This window comes from Marinobacter bryozoorum, assembly GCF_023156245.1.
GTDB lineage: Bacteria > Pseudomonadota > Gammaproteobacteria > Pseudomonadales > Oleiphilaceae > Marinobacter > Marinobacter bryozoorum.
The window spans coordinates 1-23,025 of record NZ_JAKZAH010000015.1 but is presented as its reverse complement, the minus strand read 5'-3'; the positions used below and the strand labels follow the sequence as shown (position 1 = coordinate 23,025).

The 23,025-nt window shown below is 61.4% G+C and carries 17 protein-coding genes; 7 read left to right on the top strand and 10 right to left on the bottom strand.

The annotated features are described in order from the left end of the window. Positions 1-51 precede the first annotated feature (51 nt). Positions 52-3,174, bottom strand: a complete 3,123-nt coding sequence (locus tag MLC59_RS10065) for an efflux RND transporter permease subunit (protein ID WP_248233933.1) — start codon at positions 3,172-3,174, stop codon at positions 52-54. Further along, positions 3,174-4,346, bottom strand: coding sequence for an efflux RND transporter periplasmic adaptor subunit (locus tag MLC59_RS10060; protein WP_248233932.1), 1,173 nt, complete (start codon positions 4,344-4,346; stop codon positions 3,174-3,176). The genes MLC59_RS10065 and MLC59_RS10060 overlap by 1 nt, the downstream gene beginning before the upstream one ends. Before the next feature lie 146 nt (positions 4,347-4,492). Here MLC59_RS10060 and MLC59_RS10050 point away from each other — a divergent pair, with 146 nt between their 5' ends. Next, positions 4,493-5,116 (top strand): TetR family transcriptional regulator, encoded by a 624-nt coding sequence (locus MLC59_RS10050; protein WP_282450936.1) that lies wholly within the window; start codon positions 4,493-4,495, stop codon positions 5,114-5,116. 10 nt (positions 5,117-5,126) lie between these two features. On the opposite strand, the gene MLC59_RS10045 is transcribed toward MLC59_RS10050, so the two are convergent. Continuing rightward, complete coding sequence (locus MLC59_RS10045) at positions 5,127-6,899, bottom strand: SLC13 family permease (RefSeq protein WP_248233930.1); 1,773 nt, start codon at positions 6,897-6,899, stop codon at positions 5,127-5,129. Between the two features lie 180 nt (positions 6,900-7,079). On the opposite strand from MLC59_RS10045, the gene MLC59_RS10040 reads away from it, so the two are divergent. Beyond that, positions 7,080-8,378, top strand: coding sequence for a YjgN family protein (locus MLC59_RS10040; protein ID WP_248233929.1), 1,299 nt, complete (start codon positions 7,080-7,082; stop codon positions 8,376-8,378). Next, positions 8,359-9,441, top strand: a complete 1,083-nt coding sequence (locus MLC59_RS10035) for a M48 family metallopeptidase (RefSeq protein ID WP_248233928.1) — start codon at positions 8,359-8,361, stop codon at positions 9,439-9,441. The genes MLC59_RS10040 and MLC59_RS10035 overlap by 20 nt, the downstream gene beginning before the upstream one ends. A gap of 108 nt (positions 9,442-9,549) precedes the next feature. On the opposite strand, the gene MLC59_RS10030 is transcribed toward MLC59_RS10035, so the two are convergent. Both MLC59_RS10030 and MLC59_RS10025 read right to left on the bottom strand, forming a co-directional pair. Next, the gene (locus tag MLC59_RS10030; RefSeq protein ID WP_248233927.1) at positions 9,550-11,139 is read right to left on the bottom strand and encodes an isocitrate lyase; all 1,590 of its coding nucleotides are present in this window, start codon (positions 11,137-11,139) and stop codon (positions 9,550-9,552) included. A 184-nt stretch (positions 11,140-11,323) separates the two neighbouring features. Further along, positions 11,324-13,294: a CASTOR/POLLUX-related putative ion channel gene (locus MLC59_RS10025; RefSeq protein WP_248233926.1), complete on the bottom strand. Its 1,971-nt coding sequence runs from the start codon at positions 13,292-13,294 to the stop codon at positions 11,324-11,326. Positions 13,295-13,395: 101 nt separating this feature from the next. On the opposite strand from MLC59_RS10025, the gene MLC59_RS10020 reads away from it, so the two are divergent. Further along, positions 13,396-14,376 carry a ChaN family lipoprotein gene (locus MLC59_RS10020; RefSeq protein WP_248233924.1) on the top strand — a complete coding sequence of 327 codons (981 nt, stop codon included), beginning with the start codon at positions 13,396-13,398 and terminating at the stop codon, positions 14,374-14,376. A 22-nt stretch (positions 14,377-14,398) separates the two neighbouring features. On the opposite strand, the gene MLC59_RS10015 is transcribed toward MLC59_RS10020, so the two are convergent. Then, positions 14,399-15,466: a beta-N-acetylglucosaminidase domain-containing protein gene (locus MLC59_RS10015; protein WP_248233923.1), complete on the bottom strand. Its 1,068-nt coding sequence runs from the start codon at positions 15,464-15,466 to the stop codon at positions 14,399-14,401. A gap of 146 nt (positions 15,467-15,612) precedes the next feature. Between MLC59_RS10015 and MLC59_RS10010 the strand changes: the two genes are divergently transcribed. Beyond that, positions 15,613-16,680 (top strand): acyltransferase family protein, encoded by a 1,068-nt coding sequence (locus tag MLC59_RS10010; protein WP_248233921.1) that lies wholly within the window; start codon positions 15,613-15,615, stop codon positions 16,678-16,680. 21 nt (positions 16,681-16,701) lie between these two features. Here MLC59_RS10010 and MLC59_RS10005 read toward each other — a convergent pair whose 3' ends face one another. Further along, positions 16,702-17,529, bottom strand: coding sequence for a TlpA family protein disulfide reductase (locus MLC59_RS10005; protein ID WP_248233918.1), 828 nt, complete (start codon positions 17,527-17,529; stop codon positions 16,702-16,704). Positions 17,530-17,723: 194 nt separating this feature from the next. Between MLC59_RS10005 and MLC59_RS10000 the strand changes: the two genes are divergently transcribed. Both MLC59_RS10000 and MLC59_RS09995 read left to right on the top strand, forming a co-directional pair. Continuing rightward, positions 17,724-19,007, top strand: a complete 1,284-nt coding sequence (locus tag MLC59_RS10000) for an MgtC/SapB family protein (RefSeq protein WP_248233916.1) — start codon at positions 17,724-17,726, stop codon at positions 19,005-19,007. Positions 19,008-19,135: 128 nt separating this feature from the next. Further along, positions 19,136-20,302: an NAD(P)/FAD-dependent oxidoreductase gene (locus MLC59_RS09995; RefSeq protein WP_248233914.1), complete on the top strand. Its 1,167-nt coding sequence runs from the start codon at positions 19,136-19,138 to the stop codon at positions 20,300-20,302. Positions 20,303-20,393: 91 nt separating this feature from the next. On the opposite strand, the gene MLC59_RS09990 is transcribed toward MLC59_RS09995, so the two are convergent. From MLC59_RS09990 to tnpC, 3 genes are read right to left on the bottom strand one after another with little or no spacing between them, the layout of a single operon-like run. Next, the gene (locus MLC59_RS09990; protein ID WP_248233912.1) at positions 20,394-21,131 is read right to left on the bottom strand and encodes a porin; all 738 of its coding nucleotides are present in this window, start codon (positions 21,129-21,131) and stop codon (positions 20,394-20,396) included. A gap of 17 nt (positions 21,132-21,148) precedes the next feature. Continuing rightward, positions 21,149-21,418 (bottom strand): hypothetical protein, encoded by a 270-nt coding sequence (locus MLC59_RS09985; protein WP_248233911.1) that lies wholly within the window; start codon positions 21,416-21,418, stop codon positions 21,149-21,151. Next, positions 21,408-22,988 (bottom strand): IS66 family transposase, encoded by a 1,581-nt coding sequence (gene tnpC, locus MLC59_RS09980; RefSeq protein ID WP_248234067.1) that lies wholly within the window; start codon positions 22,986-22,988, stop codon positions 21,408-21,410. The genes MLC59_RS09985 and tnpC overlap by 11 nt, the downstream gene beginning before the upstream one ends. Positions 22,989-23,025 lie beyond the last annotated feature (37 nt).

Sequence of the window (23,025 nt, the reverse complement as noted above, 5' to 3'; positions counted from 1 at the left end):
GATCAATACCCCGGACAGAACAAAGCCCGGCGAACCGGGCTTTGTCTGGACTCAGCTGGCAGCGGATCGTTTGCGACTCTGTCGCCAGTCACCAAAGTCTTCAATCAGCTTGAAGAAAAGCGGTACGAAGAACAGCGCCAGTGTACTGGCCACGATCATGCCGCCGACGACCACGGTACCGATTTCCTGTCGACTGGCAGCGCCAGCACCCGTACTGAAGGCCAGCGGCATGGAACCCACGATAAACGTCAACGCTGTCATCATGATGGCCCGGAAACGCTGGCGGGCCGCCTCGCTGGCTGCTTCCGTGCTGCTCATGCCAGCACGGCGGTTCTGGGCGGCGAATTCCACGATCAGGATGGCGTTCTTGGCCGCCAGGCCGATCAGTACCAGCAGCCCCACCTGGAAGTAGATGTCATTGGGAAAGCCCCGCAACAGGGAGGCGGCCGCCGCGCCGAAGACACCGAAAGGTACTGCCGTCGCCACAGCCAGGGGCAGTCCCCAACGCTCGTACTGGGCTGACAGGATCAGGAACACCAGCAGCAAACCAAGGCCGAAGGCGATCATACCGGTGTCCGCGCCGGCCTGCAGCTGATAGGCCTCGCCGGTCCAGCCCAGCTGGGTATTGCGATCAAACACATCGTCGCCAACGGCGACCAGCGCCTGGAGCGCATCCCCGGTCGTGAAACCGGGGCCAGGCTCCGCCAGCAGCTTGGCCGAGGGGTACAGGTTAAAGCGATTGAGGATATCCGCCCCGGCACTGCGCTCCAGGTCAACCAGTGAGCTCACCGGGATCATCTCGCCATACTGGGATCGCACGAAAACCCGACGCAGATCCTCCGGGTGGCTGCGGAACTCACCTTCCGACTGCAGGTTTACCTGCCAGTTTCGGCCAAGCAGGGTAAAGTCGTTCACGTACAGCGAGCCAAAGGTGCTCTGCATGGTGGTGAAGACCTGGTCCACGGGCACACCCGCAGCCTGGGACTTTTCCCGGTCGACGGAGGCCTCGTACTTGGGAATACCGGTATCCAGTGTCACCCGCACGTTCTGTAGTTCCGGGCGCTGATTGGCTGCCTGGGCAAACTGGTCGGCGATGGCCTTGAGCTCGGCGGTGGTCCGGCCACCCCGCACCTGTACATAGCCTTCCACGCCACCCGTGGTCGAGAGGCCCTGAATGGGGGGTGGTGTAAAGGCCATCACCCGGGCATCCGGCATACCGGCACCGATACCCATGATCTTGCCGGCCACGGCATCGGCACTCTGCCCAGGCCCTTCCCGTTCGGACCAGTCTTCGAGGGTGACGAATGACACCCCTGCATTGGTACGCAGCGCGCTCGCGATAATGTCATAACCGGCGAATGCCACGGCGTTGGCGATCTCCGGGACTTCCATCATCTGGCTGACCAGGTCGTCCCGCATGTCGGCGGTGCGACTCAGCGAGGAAGCCGCCGGCAGTGATGGGGCCACCAGCACGAAGCCCTGGTCTTCCTTGGGCACCAGGCCGGACGCCATGTTGTTCAACAGGAATACCGTGCCCGCCAGCATGGCCACAAACAGGAACACCCCCAGCACCACGTGCCGGAGCAGGAAATCCACAACCTTTACAAAGCCACTGGTAATGACATCGAATCCCTTGTCGAACCAGCGGAACAGGATCATCTGCTTTTTCGGCTGACCGCCGAGCAGCATGGCGCACATGGCCGGGGTAAGCGTCAGTGCAACCACGCCCGAAATGACCACGGATACGGCGATGGTAATGGCAAATTGTCGGTAGAGTTCGCCACTGAGCCCTCCGAGGAACGCCACAGGGGCAAACACCGCCACCAGTACCAGGGTCGATGCCACCACGGCTCCGGACACCTGCTTCACGGTTTCCACCGAGGCATGGTAGGACGACATGTTTTCTTCCTTCATCAGCCGCTCGGCGTTCTCCATGATGATGATGGCGTTATCCACCACCACCCCGATGGCCAGTATCAGTCCGAACAGGGTGAGCAGGTTCACCGAAAAGCCCAGGGCCTGCATGCCGGCGAAGGTGCCGATCAACGAGACCGGAATAGCCACCAGCGGGATCAGGGTGGCCCGGAAGTGCTGGAGGAACAGGAAGGTAACCACGACCACCAGGAGCACCGCCACGATAAACGTGCTGATCACCTCCTGGATGGAGATGTCGATAAATCGGGTGGTGTCATAGGGCACGCTGTAGGACAGCCCCTCGGGGAAGCGACTGCTGATGTCATCCATGGCTTCGCGCACGGCTTCCGCAGCATCCAGCGCGTTGGCGCCGGGCTGCAGGTAAACCCCAACCGGCACCGTGGGCTCACCGTTGAAGGTGGCGTCGAAGTCGTAGTTCTGTGCCCCCAGTTCAATACGGGCCACATCCTCGAGCCGCAGGCTGGCGCCATCCTCATCGCTGCGCAGGATGATGTTACCGAACTCTTCCGTGCTTTCCAGGCGTCCGGGCACCGACACACTGTAGGTAAAGGCCTGGCCCTGCGGCGCCGGCTCCGCACCGATACGGCCAGCAGCGAATTGTGCGTTCTGTGAACGAATGGCCCCGGCCACGTCGGCAGGGGTCAGTTCATACTGGGCCAGCTTGTCGGGCCGCAGCCAGATACGCATGGAGTAGTCCTGGGCACCGAACAGGGAAGCGTTACCTACCCCGGGAACCCGCACCAGCTCGTCCAGTACGTTCAGCAGGGCGTAGTTGGAGATTTCCACCACGTCCATGCTGCTGTCTGGCGATGACATCGCCAGCACCATCAAGATCGATGTGGAGCGGGCCTCCACGGTAACCCCCAGATCCCTTACCGCCTGGGGCAGGCTGGCAGTGGCCTGCTGAACCCGGTTATTGACGTTGATGGTGGCCTGGTCCGGGTCGGTACCAATCTCGAAGGAGACGGTAATGCGGAAGCTCCCGGAGTCCGTGGCGTTGGACTCCAGGTAGATCATGTCGTCCACGCCGTTGATCTGCTGCTCCAGCGGTGCCACCACTGCGTCAGAGATCACTTCAGCACTGGCCCCCGAATAACGACCATCCACCACCACCTGGGGTGGCACTACATTGGGGTACTGCTCAACAGGCAGGCCAAACAGGGAGATAGTGCCGCCGAGAAGAATGACAATGGAGATAACCGACGCAAAGATGGGCCGGTCGATAAAGGTGCGCAGCATTACTCGGCTCCTTCCGGTTCGGACCCGGCCACCTCGACTTCAATGCCATCCCGCAGCGCTACCATGCCACTGGTGACAACCTGGTCACCAGCCTGCAGCCCCTCCGTGATGACCTGCAGGCCATCAACCACCGGGCCCAGCGTGATGTAGCGACTGACTACCTTGTTATCTTCACCAACCACGAACACACGGGCACCTTCCGGCCCCTGACCGACAGCACTCTCCGGCACGGTAAAGGCACCTTCAAGGGTTTGCAGCTGGATTCGCACCCTTACAAACTGCCCCGGTACGATGTGGTATTCCTTGTTGGGAAACACTGCCCGTGCCATGACCGTGCCGGTACGCGGGTCCAGGGTGCTGGCCGTAAAGTCCACGGTCCCTTCGTGCTGGTAGGCCTCGCCATCCACCGTAATCAGCACTGCAGACAAGGTATCGTCACCATTTCCGGAAGCCGCCATCGCCTCCCGCGCCCGGCGCTGGATGGTCGCGTCATTCTCCGGGAGTGCGAACCGAACGTGAATCGGATCGTGCTGAACAATGGTGGTCAGCAAGGTTCCCTGCTGGATCAGGCTGCCCTCGGGTAGATCTTCCAGGCTGGTGGCACCGGACACCGGCGCGGTCACTTCAGTGTAATCCAGGTCGAGCTGGGCCTGGGACAGGCCTGCGTCTGCCACCGCCACGTTCGCCCGTGCCAGCTCCAGCGTAGACCGGGCCGAATCGCGGTCCCGCTCACTGATTGCTCCCCGGTCATAGAGGGAGGAGATACGGTTCCATTCCCGCTGGGCCTGGCTCAGCTCAGCACGAGCCACCTGCAACCTGGCTTCGGCACCCTGAACGGCCGCCGCCGCCGGGGCCCGGTCAATGCGGAACAGGGCGTCACCTTCCTCGACCAGCTCACCTTCATTGTAGAGGCGCTCTTCCAGGATACCCTGGGTACGGGCCCGCACTTCAACTTCACGGGCGCCCCTGGCACGGCCGGCGTACTCTTCTTTCACCTCCACACGGGTGGGCTCTGCAGTTTCAACACGAACCTGCGGTGGCGGCTGCTGCCCTCCCGGCCCTTCCTGAGACGACTGCGCTTCATCGTTATTACTGCAGGCTGCCAGCAGCATCGCTGTAATAACGATCAACACGCCAGTGAAAGCAGACCTTGACCGGTTTCGAGACAGCATGGAGGGACTCCCGTCATTTTTTGAGAAAAGGCAAGGCAGACAAAAATACATTCATGGTTGTATGTATGCAACGAAAAACTGGCTACAATGGCCCGGCCCTGCCGCCTTGATCCGGTGGCCCACATTCGTTACCACCCAGGACCACCATGGCCAGAAAAACCAAGGCGGAAGCTGAAGCCACCCGGGAGGCCATCCTCGATGCGGCAGAACAGCTCTTCTTTGAAAAAGGGGTTAGCTGCACATCGCTGGAGCAGATTGCCGGCGCCGCCGGCGTTACCCGCGGCGCCATCTACTGGCATTTCCGCAACAAACAGGACCTGTTCGAGGCCATGCTCGGCCGGGTCAGCAACCCCATGAGCGCACGCCTCGAGGACTTACTGGAGCAACAACGGGACATTACCGCCCTGCGGGCAATCTGTATCGACTCGCTGCGGCAGCTGGCCACCAGTGAACACCACTTCCGGGTGTTTTCAATCCTGTTCCTGCGCACGGAGTCCGACACCGGCCTGGCCGCCCAGGACCAGCTGTCCGGAAAAGCCGTCGAGCAACTGACAGACTACTTCAGCGCCGAGCCGGTCCGGCACGACCTCGCTGAGGGGGTCACCCCGAAGCTGGCGGCCATGTCGATACACACCTATTTCGCCGGTATTTACTTCGAATGGCTGAAAGCACCCCAACGCTGGAACCTGGCGGAGCAGACACCAGCGCTGGTGGATGTCATTCTGAGAGGACTGCTACGCCCCGGAGTCAACTTCCGGGACCGGGCATAAAACCGGTGCCTCAGGCCCAGACTAGCAGGATCACCGGTACCGAGATGGCAACGACCAGGGCGGACAGGGGCAGGCCGAGGCGCCAGTAATCACCGAAACGGAAGCCGCCGGGCTCCATGACCAGGGCATTGGACTGGTGCCCGATCGGGGTCAGGAAGGCACAGGAGGCACCGACCGCTACCGCCATCAGGGTGGCATCCGAGGCAATATCCAGCTGTCCCGATAGACTCAGTGCAATGGGAGCAACCAGGATGGCAGCCGCTGCGTTATTGACAACGTTGGACAACAGCATGGTCCCGGTAACCAGCACAACCAACAGCACCGCAGGCGAGAGCCCCTGACCGACCGCCATCAACTGGCCGGCAATAAGGGCAGCGCCCCCTGATGATTCCAGGGCTCCACCGACAGGGATCATTGCGCCCAGCAATACGATGATGGACCAGTCGATAGCCTGGTAAGCCTCCGTGGTGTCCAGGATATCAGCCAGCACCATAGCCACCGCCGCGCCCACCAATGCCACCGGAGCCGCCAGCCACCCCGCCAGTATGACAGCGATCGCACCCAGGAAGATGCCACTGGCAATCCATGTGCGGCGCTGGGTACCGAATTGCAGCCCTCGTTCCGCCAGCGGCAGGCAGCCAATATCCCTCAAGGCATTGCTGAGGGTGTCGTCCTTACCCTGGACCAGCAGGATATCACCGGCCCGCAGCCTGATCTGACCTACCCGCTGTTTGAGCCGGTGCCCCTGGCGAGCGACGGCAATAATCACCAGCCCATGACGCTCCATCAGCCGCAGCCGGTTAGCGGTATGGCCGATAAGGGAGGAGTCCGGCGTAACGATCGCCTCTGCGATACGGTAGTCCTCCTGGTCCAGGTCGTCCCGGTTTGCGCCGTTGTCTTCACCCAGCTCAAGCCCGGCTTTGTCCACCACCGCCTGGAGACTGTCAGTATCCGCCTGCACCAGTAGCAGGTCACCAGCACGCAGTACCTGGTAGGTGGACGGCGCCAGCTGGCGGCTTCCGTTACGGATCAGGCCCACCACCGCCAGGTCAGCGTCATCACGGCTGTCGGACAGCAGGTCATGGAGCGGGCGACCGATGTAATCCGACTCCTCCGGAACCCTCAACTCAGTGAGGTAATCGCCGACACTGAACAGCTTTTCACCGTCGTCTGCGTCGCCCCGCCGGGGAGTCAGTCGCCAGCCAATCAGGGCGATAAAAGCAACCCCCGCAACGGTAATGGCGGCACCCACCGGCAAAAAGTCCAGCAGGCCAAAAGGACTGCCTCCTTCACGGTAAGAGGCGATGATAATATTCGGCGGCGTACCGATCAGCGTCATGGTACCCCCCAGTAACGAGCCAAAGGCCAGGGGCATCAACAGGTAGGAGGGTGAACGCCCGGATTCCCGCGCCATCCAAACCGCTACGGGCATCAGCAACGCGAGTGCGCCCACGTTATTGATAAACCCTGAACACAGGGCCACGACACCGGTCAGGGTAGCCACCTGCAAGGCCGGCCGGTCACCGACCCGCCCCAGCACCCGGGCGATGCTGTCCACCACGCCGGCATTCACCAGCCCCTGACTGATCACCAGCACCGCTGCAACGGTAATTACGGCAGGGTGCCCAAACCCGCTAAAAAGCGCGTCCGTTGGTACCAGCCCTGCTACGGCCACCACCAGCAGCGCCAACATGGCAACCAGGTCGAACCTGATGCGGTTCCAGATGAACAGGCCGAGAGTGGCCAGCAGTACAGCAAATACGATGCCCTGATCGGTCGTCAACGTTCCTGATCCTTTCCCGATTTGTCTACAAAACAGCTGTTTAAGCCGGAAGCATGTCAGAAAACTGTGCCTGACATCACAGCTCATTTATGACGGTGAGTTAATATACTGCTGCTCATCCTACGAGGGTTACCTTCTCCACATCCAGTAACACTCAATACAACCAAGCAAGGGAGTGCCATGGCAGACCAGAAATATAAAATCGTCTTCGACGGACGCATTGCGGACAACGTTCCGGCAAACCAGGCCCGGGACAATATCCAGTCGCTGTTCGGCATTTCGGTCGCCAGGGTAGATCAACTGTTCTCCGGACAGCCCGTGGTGATGAAATCCGGCCTTGATGACAGTGCCGCAGACAAGTACACGAACCGCCTGCTCCAGGCCGGCATCGTGGCCAGCAAGGTGGCCATGAGGGCTCCCGCTGCCGTGGTACCGCCGACACCACCCACTCCGCCCCCGAACCCCACGGAGCCCACCGAAACAGGTCGCGACGATCGCCAACCCCGCATCGCCAGGTTCCTGTTCCACGGTAACGGCAAGGAATACTTTGGGATCTGGATCGTCAATATCCTTCTGACCATTGTTACCCTGGGCATATACTCTGCCTGGGCCAAGGTACGCAACCTGCAATACTTCTATGGCAACACCGAGCTGGACGGTGCCAGTTTCCAGTTCCTGGCCAAGCCCCTCACGATACTCAAGGGCCGCCTGATTGCCCTCGCGGCCCTGATCCTGTACTCCGTGGCGTTTGCTTTCTTCCCGATGGCTGCTTTGTTTCTGATGCTCTTACTGGTCCTCGCGACTCCGTGGATTATCGTTCGCTCGCTGCGGTTCTACGCCATCAATACCGCCTACCGTAACGTACGGTTCGATTTCGAGGGTCGTTACCTGGATGCACTGATGCTCACCCTGGTCTGGCCAATCCTCAACGCCTTCTGCCTGTTCCTGCTGACCCCGCTGATTGCCCGCAAGGGGCACCGGTTCCTGGTGGAAGGCAGCCGCTACGGCACGACCCCGTTCCAGTGGCACGGTACCACCGGCACCTACTATCGCTTCTTCGGTATTGGCCTGCTGATCGCCATCGGCGTGATTGTGGCCGCTACCCTGCTGTCGATGATCAACCCGGTTATCGGTCCGATCGTCGGCGCCCTGGGGTACCTGGGCCTGTTTGGTTATTTCAAGGCCGGGCTGGCAAACCTGATGCTGAACCATACCGAGTTGGCCGATCACCAGCTGGCGTCCGAGCAGGAACCCATCCGCCTGGCCTGGATCTTTGTCAGCAACAGCTTCCTTACCGCCCTCACCCTGGGCCTGTACCTGCCCTGGGCCAGGGTGCGCCTGGCCCGGTATCGCGCCGATTGCACCAGCATGGCCATCCAGGGTGACCTGGACCACTTCGTCGCCGCCGAGGGTCGTCGAACCAGCGCCCTTGGCGAGGAACTCGGGGAGGCATTCGACGTTGGTTTCGCTCCGATCTGAGCCCGCGCTCACCATACACGGCCGGTTCTACACTGGCGCCGACTCCCGCAGCCGCCCCGCCCGCCTGTCCCTGGCGGAGGGCGGGCTGCGGCTCGAGACCGACCAGCCAGAGGACTGCCGCGACCTGAAGTCCACAGAAATCACCCTGAGCCCCAGGGTAGGCAACACGCCTCGATACCTTTACCTGCTGGACGACGGGGTATTCGAAACCATCGAGAACGACCAGGTGGACACCCTCTCGCGCCGTGTTCACCAGGGTCTGGGTGCCCGGCTGGTCCATCAACTGGAAAATCACCTTGGACTGATCCTGTTGGCGGCGCTGGTCACCGCGCTGGTAACGGTACTGACCTTTACCCACGGCATCCCGGCGCTGTCGTCGCTGGTGGCCCATACCCTCCCGGACGAGCTGGCAGCCCGGATGTCCAGGGAAACCCTGCAGCAGATGGACGATTACATGCTGTCGCCGTCTGAACTGCCAGCGGAACGCCAACAATCCCTGAACGAGCATTTCGCCCCGCTCCTGGCCCAGGAGCCGGAGTATAGTTTCCAGGTAATGTTTCGCAGCGGCGAAGGTATTGGCGCCAACGCCCTCGCCTTGCCCGATGGCACCATTATCTTTACCGACGAGATGGTGGAACTGGCGCAAGACCCCGATGAGTTGTCAGCCGTGCTGGCCCATGAAATGGGCCATGTCGTGGCCAGCCATGGCCTTCGGAGCGTGGTGCAGTCGTCGCTGGTGGGCTGGATGATCGTGATGATGACGGGGGACCTGTCTGCCGCATCCGACATGGTCGTGGTTGCCCCGGCCGTGCTGATGAACCTGTCCTATTCACGGGACATGGAGCGGGAAGCAGATACCTATGCGCTGGACCTGATGCTCTCACAGGGGCTCGACCCGAGCCATTTCAGCAACCTGATGCTCCGACTGGAAGCATCCCATCAACAGGACACAGGCGAAGAAGCCGGGGAAAGCGGCTGGGGTGAACGTATCGGCGGTGCGCTGTCTTCTCACCCCCTCACCCGGGAACGCATCCAGCAGTTCGAACAGGCAGTGGGCAGTTAACCACTGCCTCTGAACGCAAAAAAGCCGGCGGGATCATCTCCCGCCGGCTTTTTTGTCAGTGGTGCCGGGCGCCCGAAGGCTGCCCGGACCAGACAACGAACCGTTCGATCAGAACTGGTTCATGGTGTTGTCTTTACCACCGGCCTTCAGGGCTGCGTCGCCTGCGAAGAACTCTTTGTGGTCATCGCCGATGTTGGAACCGGCCATGTCCTGGTGCTTCACGGTAGCGATACCCTGACGGATTTCCTTGCGCTGTACGCCTGCAACGTAGGCCAGCATGCCTTCGTCACCGAAGTAGCCCTTGGCCAGGTTGTCGGTGGACAGGGCCGCAGTGTGGTAAGTCGGCAGGGTGATCAGGTGGTGGAACACACCAGCTTCGCGAGATGCGTCACGCTGGAAGTTCTGACACCACTGGTCGGCCAGCTGGGCCAGCTCGGTGCTGTCATACTCTTCGTTCATCAGGCTGGCGCGGTCGTAGGCAGATACGTCCTTGCCTTCTTCCTGCCACGCGTCGAATACCTGCTGACGGAAGTTCAGGGTCCAGTTGAAGGACGGGCTGTTGTTGTAGACCAGCTTGGCGTCGGGCACCACTTCCTTGATGCGGTTTACCATGCCAGCGATCTGGCCAACGTGGGGCTTCTCGGTCTCGATCCACAGCATGTCAGCGCCGTTCTGCAGGCTGGTGATACAGTCCAGAACAACACGGTCTTCGCCAGTGCCAGGCTTGAACTGGAACAGGCCGGAAGCCAGACGCTTCGGCTTCATCAGCTTGCCGTCAGACTTGATGACAACGTCGCCGTTGTTGATCTGGGAAGCGTCGTCGATGTATTCGCCATCGAGGAAGCTGTTGTACTGGTCGCCCAGGTCGCCCGGCTCGTCAGTAACGGCCAGCTTCTGGGTCAGGCCAGCACCCAGGGAGTCGGTACGTGCAACGATAACACCGTCATCAACACCCAGCTCCAGGAACGCCAGACGAACAGCGTTGATCTTGGACAGGAAGTCGGCGTGAGGAACGGTAACCTTACCGTCCTGGTGGCCACACTGCTTCTCGTCAGACACCTGGTTCTCGATCTGGATGCAGCAAGCACCGGCTTCGATCATCTGCTTGGCCAGCAGGTAAGTCGCTTCGGCGTTACCGAAACCAGCGTCGATGTCGGCAATGATCGGCACAACGTGGGTTTCGTGGTTGTCGATCTGCTTGATCAGCTCTTCAGCCTTGGCGTTGTCGCCAGCGTTCTCGGCTTCTTCCAGGGCACGGAACAGGTGGTTCAGTTCCCAGGCATCTGCCTGGCGCAGGAAGGTGTACAGCTCTTCGATCAGGCCGGATACGGCAGTCTTCTCGTGCATGGACTGGTCAGGCAGCGGACCGAACTCGGAGCGCAGGGCAGCAACCATCCAGCCAGACAGGTACAGGTAACGACGCTTGGTGCTACCGAAGTGCTTCTTGATGGAGATCATCTTCTGCTGGCCGATGAAACCGTGCCAGCAACCCAGGGACTGGGTGTACTGAGAAGTGTCGTTGTCGTAGTTCGCCATGTCTTCGCGCATGATCTTGGCGGTGTACTTGGCGATATCCAGACCGGTCTTGAACTTGTTCTGGGCGCGCATGCGGGCAGCGTGCTTCGGGTTGATAGCGTTCCAGGTCGGATTCTGCTTCAGGATAGCAGCAATCTGGTCAACGTCTTTTGAGTAAGGCATGGTCTCAGTCCTTGCAGTTGAGGGTTGAGGATCTTGCAGTGAACCAGCGTCCCGCTCAAAATTTGAGCAGATCACCGAAGAGTGGGGGTTACTTTAGTCACTCACGCCGCATAATTGAAATTTATATTATCTATTTCCGGCATTTTTCCCGTGAATAGCCATGACAGACCAATAACATACTGATTTAAATGACGCCAGCCTCCCTGCCTTCGCCAGTCAGGGCAAGCACGACCAGCCGGTCTCCAGGCTTCAGCTCCAGGTAGTCGCGCCGGGGTGGGTTGAGCTGGAGGCGATGGCCGCGCTCATCAGCCTCTGCACGGTAGACACCGAGAGCCACCTCGCCCTCGGCGGCCAGGGTTTTCTCCAGCAGCAGGAAGTCCGCACTGGCCGGCAGCGGATAGTTGGCCGGATCGCGAAACTGGATCTCCGGGCCGCCCACGGTGAACAGGTCGTCCAACACCACCCGCAGCTCCCGGCGCAGGGCCACCTGGGCCAGCACATGGCTGAGGATCATGGAGCTGATCATCATCTCGCTCTGGTGGCCGTACAGCAACTGGCGGTTGTCCGGGTCGCTCAACTCCATGATCAGTTGTGGTCGCCGGGGCCCTTCCGATAACAGGTCTTCGAGCTGCAGGTAGCCGACCATGGCACGGGCATCCGCTTCTTCCCCGGATGCCAGCCGGTCGCTGCTGACCAGAAGGATAGCGTCGTAGCCCGCCGGTGCGACCTGGCGAAGCTCCTCCTCCACCATGTAGTCCGCCTCCAGGTGACGACAGCTGACGCCGCCGTCAACCCCGGGGTATCGGCTGATCGCCCGCTCCCGCTCGCCGGCCGGCACAACCGAAACCACGTCGACCTCGAAGTCACTGTGACCATAACTGGCCATTTCAGATACCAGGCTGGGCACACGGCGGTTCCATCCAAGCACCAGCACCCGGTGACGACTCGGTGCCGGCCGCCGGCCCCTGCCAGCGGGACTGCGCCGGATTTCAGGCAGCGCTGACTTGTGGCTGTCGGCCTCGGTATCGTCGTAGGCCCGTGCCATGAAAACAACCCTGTCCACGGCTTCGATCCGGGTGTCGGAAGGGGCCGCAAGGTGCACTCCCCAGCCTCCACCGGCCGGCTGCAGCAAACCCAGCACTACGGCATCCGGGCGCTGGGCTGCGAGTTCGGCAAGGGTCATGCCGGCGACGGGCTCACCGCTGCGAACATAGAGCTCATTGCCACCCTCGCCAGCCAGCAGCTCGTTGTAAACCTCGGACAGACCGGGGTGAAGGATGTTCTGGACCATCAACCGGCTGATGGTGACATCCCCGGCTACCACCTCCACCGAACCCGGGTAGGCACGCTCGATCACCGGCAACTTGCGCACGTCCTGCAACTCAGCCACCACGAAGGGCAACGGTGACTGATAATGCCTGGCCTGGGCGGCAATGGATAACAGGGCCTTCACCGTCTCCACATCGGACGTTACGAGGCTGCCCGCCTCATGGGCTGAGCTCGGCACAATCACCGCCGCCGCATCCAGACAGGCCACCCGGTGCAGGGCGTCCGGCTGAATGGCAAGGCCCGAGCGCAGGATGACCTGTCGCGCCCGTGACCCGATACCCGGCTCCATTCGTAACTCATGGACCTGTTCAGCGCTGGCCTCCTCCGCCAGCACCACCAGGTTCAGGCGGGATACATCGTGCTTTTCCAGGAAGCGCCGCATGCGGCCAGTGGAACCCAGCAGCTCGGACAACAGCGGCAGGGTCTGGCTGGTCCAGCCCAGTACGACAATATGGTTCTTCAGGGTGACCGGCGTCAGCCCCCGCTCCAGTTCGTCCATGCGGGCAATCAGCCAGCGGGTCAGGATCGCCACCAGGGTACCCATGAAAACCACGTAGCCGCTGACGGTCAGCAGGGTGGACACAAACCGCTGCCAGGCGCCAACGTCATCGCCCAGGTAGCCCGGGTCGGTGAGTCGCAGGAAGGCCCACCAGATGGCATTGCCGATATGGTCGAAGTCGCCGTCCAGGGGCACCACCAGGATGCCGCCCACCAGGGAGATGATGGCAATGAAGGCGGCCACCACCAGTAACTGGAAACCGGCGCCCTTGACCAGCTGACGCTCAACAAGGAACTTGACGCGATCGACAATACGAAAGGGAAGCATAGAGTCTCTGCCTGGTGAACAATGCCCTATAGAATAACGCAGTTAGCGCCGGCTGCCTCGAGCCATGGCGAAGACCACGTTTACGGGAGTGCTTAGCGACCATGAAGATTTCCGGCCTGATGACTACCGCCCTCCTCGGGCTGCTCCTGAATGGGTGCACGTCAATACCATCCGCAAAGGCCCCTGACGCGCCAGCCACGTTCTACGACACCACAGTAAGGGATCACCAGCAACAACCTGTCCCCCTGGGCCGCCTCGCCGACGAACTGACCTCCGCTGACGTGGTCGTCATCGGCGAGTTTCATGGTCATCAGGGCGCTCACCTGCTGCAGGCCCGGTTGCAGGCCGAACTCCATCAACGCCGGCCAGCTCAGGTGCTGGCCATGGAAGCGTTCAATACCGACGCCCAGGCCGATATCGACCTTTACCTGGCGGATAAGCTGGGGGAAGACGAACTGATCGAGGATGCCAACGCCTGGGAGAACTACCGGGGATCTTACCGGCCGCTAATGGAGTATGCCCGTCGCCACGGGTTACCGGTGATTGCGGCCAACGCACCGTCGGAGGCGGTCCGCTGTACAGGACGGGCGGGCGCCGCCTATGTGGAATCACTGCCCGGGGACCGCCGCCAGGCGCTGCCTTCCGAACCGTTCCCGCCGGTTCCGGGTTACCGTGAACGCTTCTTCGAAACCCTCGGTGGCAACCGTGGGGACCATGCCACCGAAAACCGCCAAAGGCTGGAAAACACCTACCTCGCCCAGCTATTGCGGGACAGCACCATGGCCGAACAGATACTGAAGGCACGGCAGGAGTACCCCGGCCACCAGGTGCTGATGATCACGGGCACCTTCCACAGTGAGCAACGCCAGGGGCTGGTGGCTATCCTTGAGCAAAGGGCGCCGGAGCTGGAGGTACGGGTATTGACCCCATTCATGGATGAAGGGCAGGACCACCCCGAAGTAGTGCAAGGTGATTACTGGTACACCCTCTGGCAGTTACCGACCCGGTACCGGGACGAAAACCGCGAACGGGAACAGATGATGGAACAATTCCGCAACCGCCCTACCCCCGACTGCAGCTGACCGAGGGTGGCCGGCACGCAGATTACTGGGTCTGGACCATCTCGTCAGTCACCTGGTACTCACCAGCCAACCACCGCAGAATTTCCCGGGCGGCGGGCTGGTCATAGCCCCGGTAAGCCTCGCTCAGCCCCGTCAGCCGTTCGGGGCCAATCCGGTGCAACCCGGTGTCCTGGAGAACCAGCAAGTCTGCCAGTAGTTGCCGGGCCATGGTCTCTCCCACCACGGTCCGGGCGGCTTCCTGGAAGGCTTTCCCGTAACAATAGTCCTCGCCCCGCTGATAGCTCAGTGCAAGGGTGAGCGCCGGAATGGCGGTCAGCTGCGGCTGCAGGGCCGGGTTGATGGCATGGCCGCTGACCAGCCCGGCATTGGCTGACGGACGGCCGGTAAAGCCCCTGAGGTGAAGGTGGCGGGACATGCGATCGCCGTCGTTCACCGGATAGTTGTCCCACAGCAACGGCTTGCGCCCCAACTGGCCGGCCACCCGGCGCAGGTGGCCCGGCGAGATCTCCCGGGAACAGACCTCCTCCCCGGTCCAGAAGATATCCACGCCGGCATCAAGGGCCTGGCCCAGGCCTTCCAGGTAACCGGAGGGACGCTGGCCAAACACCCGGTCAAGCACGGGATCATCGGAATAATAGGAGGGGCACACAGCCAGTTGCCGGAAGCCGGTGCGCTGGGCAATCCAGTCAATGATTTCCCCCTGCCGCGACGCCAGGTCCGGCGTATCCGCCTTCATGTCATCGAACAGGATGGCGAGGCGACTGACGCCCACAGACTCCAGGAACGACAGCTTGTCCGACAGGGCACGTTTTGCCGCTTCGTCGAACCGGTTAAACACTTCCCAGGGGCTCAGCCCTACCCCGAAGGCGATTCCCCGATCGTCACACCAGCGGGCAAACCCGGCGATGCCCTCTGCGGCTTCCGGCGGGTGGGGCTCCTGCCAGGCCCGGCGCAGATAGCGATCGGCCTTGGGGGCGTACCAGTAGAAGTTATAGCCATGGGGCTGCAACAGCGCCATCAGTTCCCGCCGGTCTGCCCACTGCCACATGGGCCCATAGAACCCTTCCGTTATTCCAAGATCTGGAACCATCCGCGCATCCCCGGTTCAAGGTGGTTGTTCAGCCGTTACGGACCTTACGCCAGCGTAAGCCGCAGGCAACCGGATCGTATAGCCAGGCCGTTCGGCGCCCGCCAAGCCTCCGATATACTGCTTCAATCAAAGGGAGGATAACGATCATGGGTGACTCTCAGCAACGGTTACAGGCCCTGGACGCACTGCGCGGCATCGCTGCCCTCGCCGTCGTGCTCTTCCATTACCTGCCCTACTACCATGAGCTCTACGGCCACAGCTTTACTCCCTGGGCATGGCTGGAGTTCGGCCGCTACGGTGTCCACCTGTTCTTTATCCTCAGCGGTTTCGTCATTTTCATGACCCTTGAGCGCACCCGCTCCGCGGGCTGGTTCGCCATGGCCCGCTCCATGCGGCTGTTACCCGGCCTCTGGGCCGGCATTGTCATTACCTGGCTGTTCGTCGCCGCCCTCGGCCCCGACGATCGGGCGGTAGGGCTGGGAAGTGCCTTGCTCAATACCACGCTGCTGCACGAGTACCTGGGCTTTCCCCATGTGGATGGCGCCTACTGGAGCCTGGTCATCGAGGCGACCTTCTACGTCTGGATCGGCCTGATGTTTTACACCCTGCGACAGTGGTCCCGGATCCGGCCACTGCTATGGATCTGGGTCGCGGTGAGCTACGTCGGAGTCCTGTGGTGGAAGGAGATTCCAGCTGCCATCGAATTCCTGGTCAAGGACCTGCTGTTCGTCCGGTATGCCCCGCTGTTTGTGACCGGCATGTTGCTCTACCGCTGGCATCGGCATCGCCACCTGTCCCTGGCAGACGGACTGTTGCTGGCGCTAGCCATCGGCCATTGCATGGTGGCCTACAAGGTACCGTTCAGCTACTTCGTGCTGGGCTGCCACGGGGTCTTCGTCCTCGCGGTGAATGGCTACCTGGACCGGCTGGCCGTTCGCCCCTTGCTGTGGCTGGGCAGCCTGTCCTACGCACTCTACCTGGTGCATCAGAATGTCGGCTATGGCGTAATCGGCTGGAGTTACGAACTGGCGTTACCGGGAGGGGCCGGTGTCGGCCTGGCCCTGCTGACGGCCTTCAGCCTGGCAGCGGTGATCCATTACGGTATCGAGAAACCGGCGCTGCGCTGGTTCCGGAACATACGCAAGCACCGGGAGGCAAAGCCCGCCGCGCCGGTACCGCTGTTAACGGCAAGGGCCCCGGAGTCGCTGCCCTGAGCCTGGCCGTCACCTGGGCCATTACTCGGAGTCCAGCTTCTCCAGTCCCTGGCGCAGGGTTGCCCGGGACAACTCACCGGTATGGCTGTCCACCAGCATGCCGTCGGCGTTGTAGAACAAGGTGGTCGGCAGGACATGGGCGCCGGTCATGGCACCGAGGCGGTTGTTGCGGTCCAGCAGGATATTGTCCAGCTCCAGTTCCTCCGAGCCGAGAAAGTCATTGATGGTTTCCGGCCCTTCACCCACATTCACAAAGACAAACTCGATCTCCTGCTGCTCGGCCTGGGCCTGGGCCAGCACCGGCATTTCCCGGCGGCAGGGCGGGCACCAGGTGGCCCAGAGATTGACCACCATGGGTCGCTCCGCAGACGCCTGGAACCCCCGCAGGCTGACGGGCTCATCGTCCATGGACGCCAACTCCAGCTCCGGCACCGGCCTGGCCTCGCTGTCCATCAACAGGATCAGACCACTGAGGCCACCCCACACCACCACGGCGGACAACACCGCGGCCGACAGGGGCTTGCGAAGCGATTTGCTGCGCCAGCCGCGCCAGCAAAGCCACAACAGGGCCGCGATGACACCGGCGGTCAGGTCGAAGCCGCCATCCCGGATATCGATCATGGCCAGCAAGCTGTCGTAGCTTTCCCGGTATCGCAGGATAAACACGACCCGGGCTGCGGCGAAGGCCACCATGACCAGGGTGAACAGGGCATCACTGACCACCACCCGGTGACGCCTGCCCAGCAGTGCACCGACAACCAGCGCCACCACCAGGGCAAAAACCATCAGCAGTTGGGACAGGGTAAAGCCAAGCGGGCCAAGAGATACCGTCTGGGACAAAATGGACATAGGGGCCTCTAGAAAAGTGTCGTAGTGGTCACATGAAGCCGGTCTGACCCGAGTTCCCCAGGGGAGTTCCAATCGCAACAACTCGCTGCGTTACGACTGACATTTCACTCTCCCCGGCCCGTTCCGCTATGCTTGACAAGCAGTTACCCGCCTCGATGCAATCACATTGACCTCGGTAAACCGGATGTAACCCAGTGGAAAACGTTGCAAGCTCTTTCGTGGACAACAACCAGATCGCCATTCAACTGGCGGTGGCTTTGCTCCTCGGTGCACTGATCGGCCTGGAAAGGGGGTGGGAGGCCCGCGCCAGGGAGCCCGGCAAGCGCATTGCCGGCATCCGCACCCACGCCCTGACCGGCCTTCTGGGCGCCATCTCGGCCCTGCTCAGCCAGACCCTGACAGCCTGGGTGTTTCCGGTCATGTTGCTGGGCCTTGCCGGTGTAACCCTGGTGTCCTACCGGGCCCGCGCGCCGGAATCCGGCGACTACAGTATTACCGGGATCATCGGCCTGCTGCTTACCTTCTGCTTCGGCGCCATGGTCGTGGCGGTGGACATGGCGCTGGCGGCTGCCGCAGCCGTCATTACCGCACTGATCCTGGACAACAAGGAAGAGATCCACGGTGCCCTCAATAAACTGCAGGCCCACGAGCTGGACGCCGGCCTGAAACTGCTGTTGATCACGGTTGTCATGCTGCCCTTGCTACCGGACCAGGGCATGGGACCGGGCGACGTGCTCAATCCCTATGAGATCTGGTGGATGGTCGTGCTGATTGCCTCCGTGTCCTTTGTGGGGTACTTCGCCATCCGCGTCGGCGGTACCGAGAAGGGTATTCTCTTCACCAGTCTGTTTGCCGGCCTGAGCTCCTCCACCGCACTGACCCTGCACTTTGCCCGCCAGTCCCGCTACAGTCCTGGCCTGGCGCCCATGTACGGGGCCGGCATTCTGATTGCCTGTGGCACGATGTTTCCTCGTATCCTGGTCTATGGCGCCATTATCAACCATAGCCTGCTGCCCGCCCTGACCTGGCCGGTGGTGACCATGGCCACCATCCTTTACGTGGCTGCCGCGGTGATCTGGGTCACCCACCGGCACCATATCCGTGTGGACCAGCCGGAGCTGAACCAGAACCCCCTGGACCTCAAGTCTGCCCTGGTTTTCGGGGTCTTGCTCACGGTGATCCTGGTACTGGGGGAGTGGCTCAGGGAATGGCTCGGGGACCTGGGCATCTATGTGCTGGCCGCCACCTCGGGTATTACCGATGTCGATGCCATAACCCTTTCCCTCACCCGCATGTCGCTGGAGAGCATCGCTGCTGCCACTGCGGTCCTGGGCATCGTCATCGCCGCCTCTGTGAACAACCTGGTGAAATCGGTTATGGCCGCCTCCATCGGCAGCGGGCGCCTTGGCCTGCTGGTGGGCGGTCCCATGGCCCTCTCCCTTGCGGCCGGGCTGGTGGTGGCCTTTGCCATGTCGTGAACAAACAGGTGACAAATTCCGATCATTTTCTATACTGTTGGAGTCTTAAGGAAAGTTAACCAAGAACAATAAACCAGGAGCCAGCCACATGCTGACATTGCGTCTGTCATGCCACGGGGCCCGTTGATATGGACTACTATGACCTGATTATCGTCGGGGGTGGTCCTGCAGGTTCAACCCTGGCCTGGGCACTGCAGAATACTGGCAAACGGATCCTGCTCATCGACAAGGCCCGCTTTCCCCGGGACAAAAGCTGTGCCGGCTGGGTGACACCGGCGGTGTTCGACGCACTCCAGATAACCCCGGGCGACTATGGCCGCGACCATGTGCTGGAACCCGTCCGGGGGTTCCGTATCGGCATGATTGGCCGCCGCGCCGTTGAGAATGATCACGGCGAAACCGTCAGCTATGGCGTCCGCCGCTCCGAGTTTGACCATTACCTGCTCAGCCGCACCCGCACAGACCAGGCCCTGGACACCCCCATTGAGTCCATCTACCAGGCCAACGGCAACTGGGTCATCAACCACCGTTGGGAAACCCCGTTACTGGTGGGTGCAGGCGGGCACTTCTGCCCGGTGGCCCAGTACATCGGTGCGGGACCGGGAAGCCGGGAAAGCGTGGTAACGGCCAAGGAAATGGAGTTCGAGATGACCCCGGAGCAGGCCGCGACCTGCCAGGTCCGGGGCGACCGGCCTGAACTCTGGTTCTGTGGCGACCTGCGCGGTTACGCCTGGATCTTCCGTAAATCCAACCACCTGAATGTCGGCCTGGGCCGGGAAGATCCGCGGCGGCTATCGCGTCACCTGGAAAAATTCATCGCGCTCATGCAGAAACAGGGACGGATTCCCGCGGACCTCCCGGGCCGTTTCAAGGGACACGCCTACCTGTTGTACGACCATGCCGAGCGCCCCCTGGTCGACGATGGCCTGATGCTGATCGGGGATGCTGCGGGCCTGGCCTTCGGCCAGAGCGGCGAGGGCATCCGCCCTGCAGTAGAGTCTGCGCTGATCGCGGCTAATGTCATCCGCTCCGAGCCCGACCTGACAGCGCGGAGCCTGCAGCCCTACGGCGAAGCCATTGCCCGTCGTTTTGGCACCCGGTCCATGAACCATGAAAGCGGGGCCCTGGTACCGGACTGGGTCAAGGTCCCACTGGCCGCCAGCCTGATGAAGTCCCACTGGTTTACCCGCAAGGTGGTCGCAGAGCGTTGGTTCCTGCACCAGCAGGTGCCCCCCCTGGACCTGCCCACGCCGGCCCCTGCCGGTCGCGAAACCGCCTACTGGCGCCCTGCCTGAAACAAAAAAGCCGGCCCTGGGGGCCGGCGAAGCGTCGTCAACTCAAACTCAAGTCAGATGTAAAGGGCACAAACCGGTTGAGGTTCCGCGATCAGAACTTCACCCGCATACCGGCCAGGAAGCCCAGCTCGGCGTCATCACCATCAGCGTATTCCTCGTCACTCTGCGCGATTTCTGCGAATACACTGACGTTCTTGTGGGCCGGGAACTTGTAGGTTACGTTCGCGTACCACTCGGTGATGTCTTCTTCCCAGGCATCAGAATCCTTGTTACCCATGCCGAGTGCCACGTCGGTGGTGCTGGCAACCGGGAAAACGGCGGCGACGTTGTACTGGGTCATGTCTTCTTCTTCCCAGGTACCCACGTCACTCCAGTCAGACACACTGTAGTCGGCGGCCAGGTTCATGAAACCGAAGTTATAGGAAGCGCTCAGGCCCCATGTACCCACGGAGTCGTCCAGGTCAACCGGGTTCCACAGCTGATAGGCGGCAGCGAGCTCCAGGCCTGCCAGGTCAGTAGCGACGAACAGGTCATAGAACTCGCCATCAATGCCGTCGTCATCGTCGCTGGCATCCATTTCATGGGAGGCTGCGAAGTAGACCTTGTCCAGTTCAACGTCGACACGGATGGTGTCATCGCCGTCGGTTCCGGTGTCGTCAAACCGGTCTTCATCAATGGTCTCGACTTCGATCGCTTCCTCGATACCGAATTCGTCGGAGGCGAAGTTCTGCTTGCCGAAAGAAACGGAGGCCACGCCGTACTTCAGGCCTACAAAGGCTTCTTCCAGGTTGCTGCCGTTTTCATCGTCTTCTGCAGCGTAAGCGTTCATTCCACGACGTAGTTGGCCTACTGCACGTCACGCAGGGGCCTTAATAATTCCGGCGAGACCTTGTATTGTTTTGTACCGTCCTCGGCCAACAAGATCACGCTCTTGCGGTTGATCTTCGTAACGATCCCCAGCACGGGGCCTTCCCGGGCCTCGAAAGTCACTTTCAGGCCCACCCGTAATTGGCTCAGTGCTTGTAGATTTTCCCGGTCCCGCAGTTCATCAATGCGCCGGCAGATGATTTGATTCAGTTCCAGCAACTGGTCGATGCTCATGTCGTCAATACGCATGGACGGTAGCCTCCGGTTTTGGGCTCTGTCGATCTGGGTGGCGTGGGTCGGTCAGCGAGCGTAACGGTTGGTTTGCGAACCGGGTTTTCCAGAGTCGTGGGGTCAGGTTGGCTACGTCGCTGGCCGGATGTTGGCTGATGCGTTGCAGCACGTCCACCAGATACGTGTACGGGGTAATATCGTGCAGCTTGCAGGTGCTGATCAGGCTCTGGATGATGCCCAGGTGTTCCGCCCCCAGTTCGGTCCAGCAGAACATCCAGTTTTTCTTGCCCATGGGGATTGGGCGCAGAGCCCGTTCCAGATGGTTGGTGTCTGGCTGCACGTCCGGGTTCTCCAGGAACACGCTCAAGCTGGCTTCCCGACTGAGCACGTAGTTCAGAGCCTTGGTCAGCGGGTCGCTGGGCACCAGAGCGCCTTGCTCAAGCTGATTCCGGCACCACTGGAAGAAGTCGCTGACCACCGGTTTCGAGTGATCCAACCGGTACTGGCGTTTCTTCTCGCCAGTCAGCCCCTGGGTTTTGATGGCCTCTTCATTCCGGTACACCTTGGCGATCTGTTGCAGCGCGTCGGTGACTATCTCCGGATGATCCTTCTGCGCCTCGATAAAGTAACGGCGACTGTGCACCCAGCACTGGGCGTGGATGACGTTTTCCTGGGCTGCGGCATAACGGGCATAGGCCGCATAGCCGTCACTGATCAGGGTGCCGCTGAACGATTCGCTGAGTACTTCTTCGATATGGGCACGCCCACGGCTGTTAGAGTAAGTGAACACCACCTCGTCGGCATCGCCATACAGCGGCCAGAACCAGCCGGATTTCATCTTGCCCTTTTGCGGGCCGGCCCGGCCCTGATGACCGGCCTTGATGGGCGTTTCGTCCATGGCCAGTACCCGACTGCGCAGTACGTTGTCGGTCTGGGCATCCACAATGGGGCGCAGCAGGTCGATGGCACGCTTGACCAGATTGGTCAGAGTGCTGCGACTGACGGTGATACCGGCCTGTTGGATACGCTGGTGCTGGCGATACAGCGGCAGATGGAACTGGAATTTGTCCACCAGCAACCCGGCCAGCAGGCTGACATCGGCCAGGCTGTTGTCCAGCACGTTGAACGGAGCCGGTGTCGTGATGAGCTTCTCGGTGCCCTTGCGCCGGAACACCGGGCGTTCGCACTTAAGCACCACATAGCTGGAGGCCCGCTGGGCCAGCCGGTAGGTGGTCTTGCTGCCGATCACTTCGTACTGGTCAGCCTCCGGCCCGGTCAGTTCCGGTGGCAGGTGTTCAATGAGCTCCACCGGCACATCGGCGGTGAAGCGCAGGCCGGTGTCGTTCAGGCAGTCGTCGTCCCGCTGCTTCTTACCGGTGCCACGCTGATAGGCTTTAACCGTGCGCTTTTTCTCTTCCGGTGGGTTCTCCGGAACCGGTGCATCGCCGTCCTGGAACAGGCTGTTCTGGCCCGGCAGGTCAAATACCTGCTTCTCGGATTTGGGGCCGAACAGCTGCTTCTTGAACCAGTCCAGCTGGCGCTGCAGGGTCTGGACCTGCTCACGCAGCAGTGCATTCTCCTCGGCCAGAGCCGAGGAGGACGATGCATTGGGAGAAGGAGCAGAA

Coding starts and splice junctions, on each gene's coding strand:
- MLC59_RS10065 (WP_248233933.1), bottom strand. CDS start 3,174: ATGCTGCGCACCTTTATCGACCGGCCCATCTTTGCGTCGGTTATCTCC.
- MLC59_RS10060 (WP_248233932.1), bottom strand. CDS start 4,346: ATGCTGTCTCGAAACCGGTCAAGGTCTGCTTTCACTGGCGTGTTGATC.
- MLC59_RS10050 (WP_282450936.1), top strand. CDS start 4,493: ATGGCCAGAAAAACCAAGGCGGAAGCTGAAGCCACCCGGGAGGCCATC.
- MLC59_RS10040 (WP_248233929.1), top strand. CDS start 7,080: ATGGCAGACCAGAAATATAAAATCGTCTTCGACGGACGCATTGCGGAC.
- MLC59_RS10030 (WP_248233927.1), bottom strand. CDS start 11,139: ATGCCTTACTCAAAAGACGTTGACCAGATTGCTGCTATCCTGAAGCAG.
- MLC59_RS10025 (WP_248233926.1), bottom strand. CDS start 13,294: ATGCTTCCCTTTCGTATTGTCGATCGCGTCAAGTTCCTTGTTGAGCGT.
- MLC59_RS10020 (WP_248233924.1), top strand. CDS start 13,396: ATGAAGATTTCCGGCCTGATGACTACCGCCCTCCTCGGGCTGCTCCTG.
- MLC59_RS10015 (WP_248233923.1), bottom strand. CDS start 15,466: ATGGTTCCAGATCTTGGAATAACGGAAGGGTTCTATGGGCCCATGTGG.
- MLC59_RS10010 (WP_248233921.1), top strand. CDS start 15,613: ATGGGTGACTCTCAGCAACGGTTACAGGCCCTGGACGCACTGCGCGGC.
- MLC59_RS10005 (WP_248233918.1), bottom strand. CDS start 17,529: ATGTCCATTTTGTCCCAGACGGTATCTCTTGGCCCGCTTGGCTTTACC.
- MLC59_RS09995 (WP_248233914.1), top strand. CDS start 19,136: ATGGACTACTATGACCTGATTATCGTCGGGGGTGGTCCTGCAGGTTCA.
- MLC59_RS09990 (WP_248233912.1), bottom strand. CDS start 21,131: ATGAACGCTTACGCTGCAGAAGACGATGAAAACGGCAGCAACCTGGAA.
- MLC59_RS09985 (WP_248233911.1), bottom strand. CDS start 21,418: ATGCGTATTGACGACATGAGCATCGACCAGTTGCTGGAACTGAATCAA.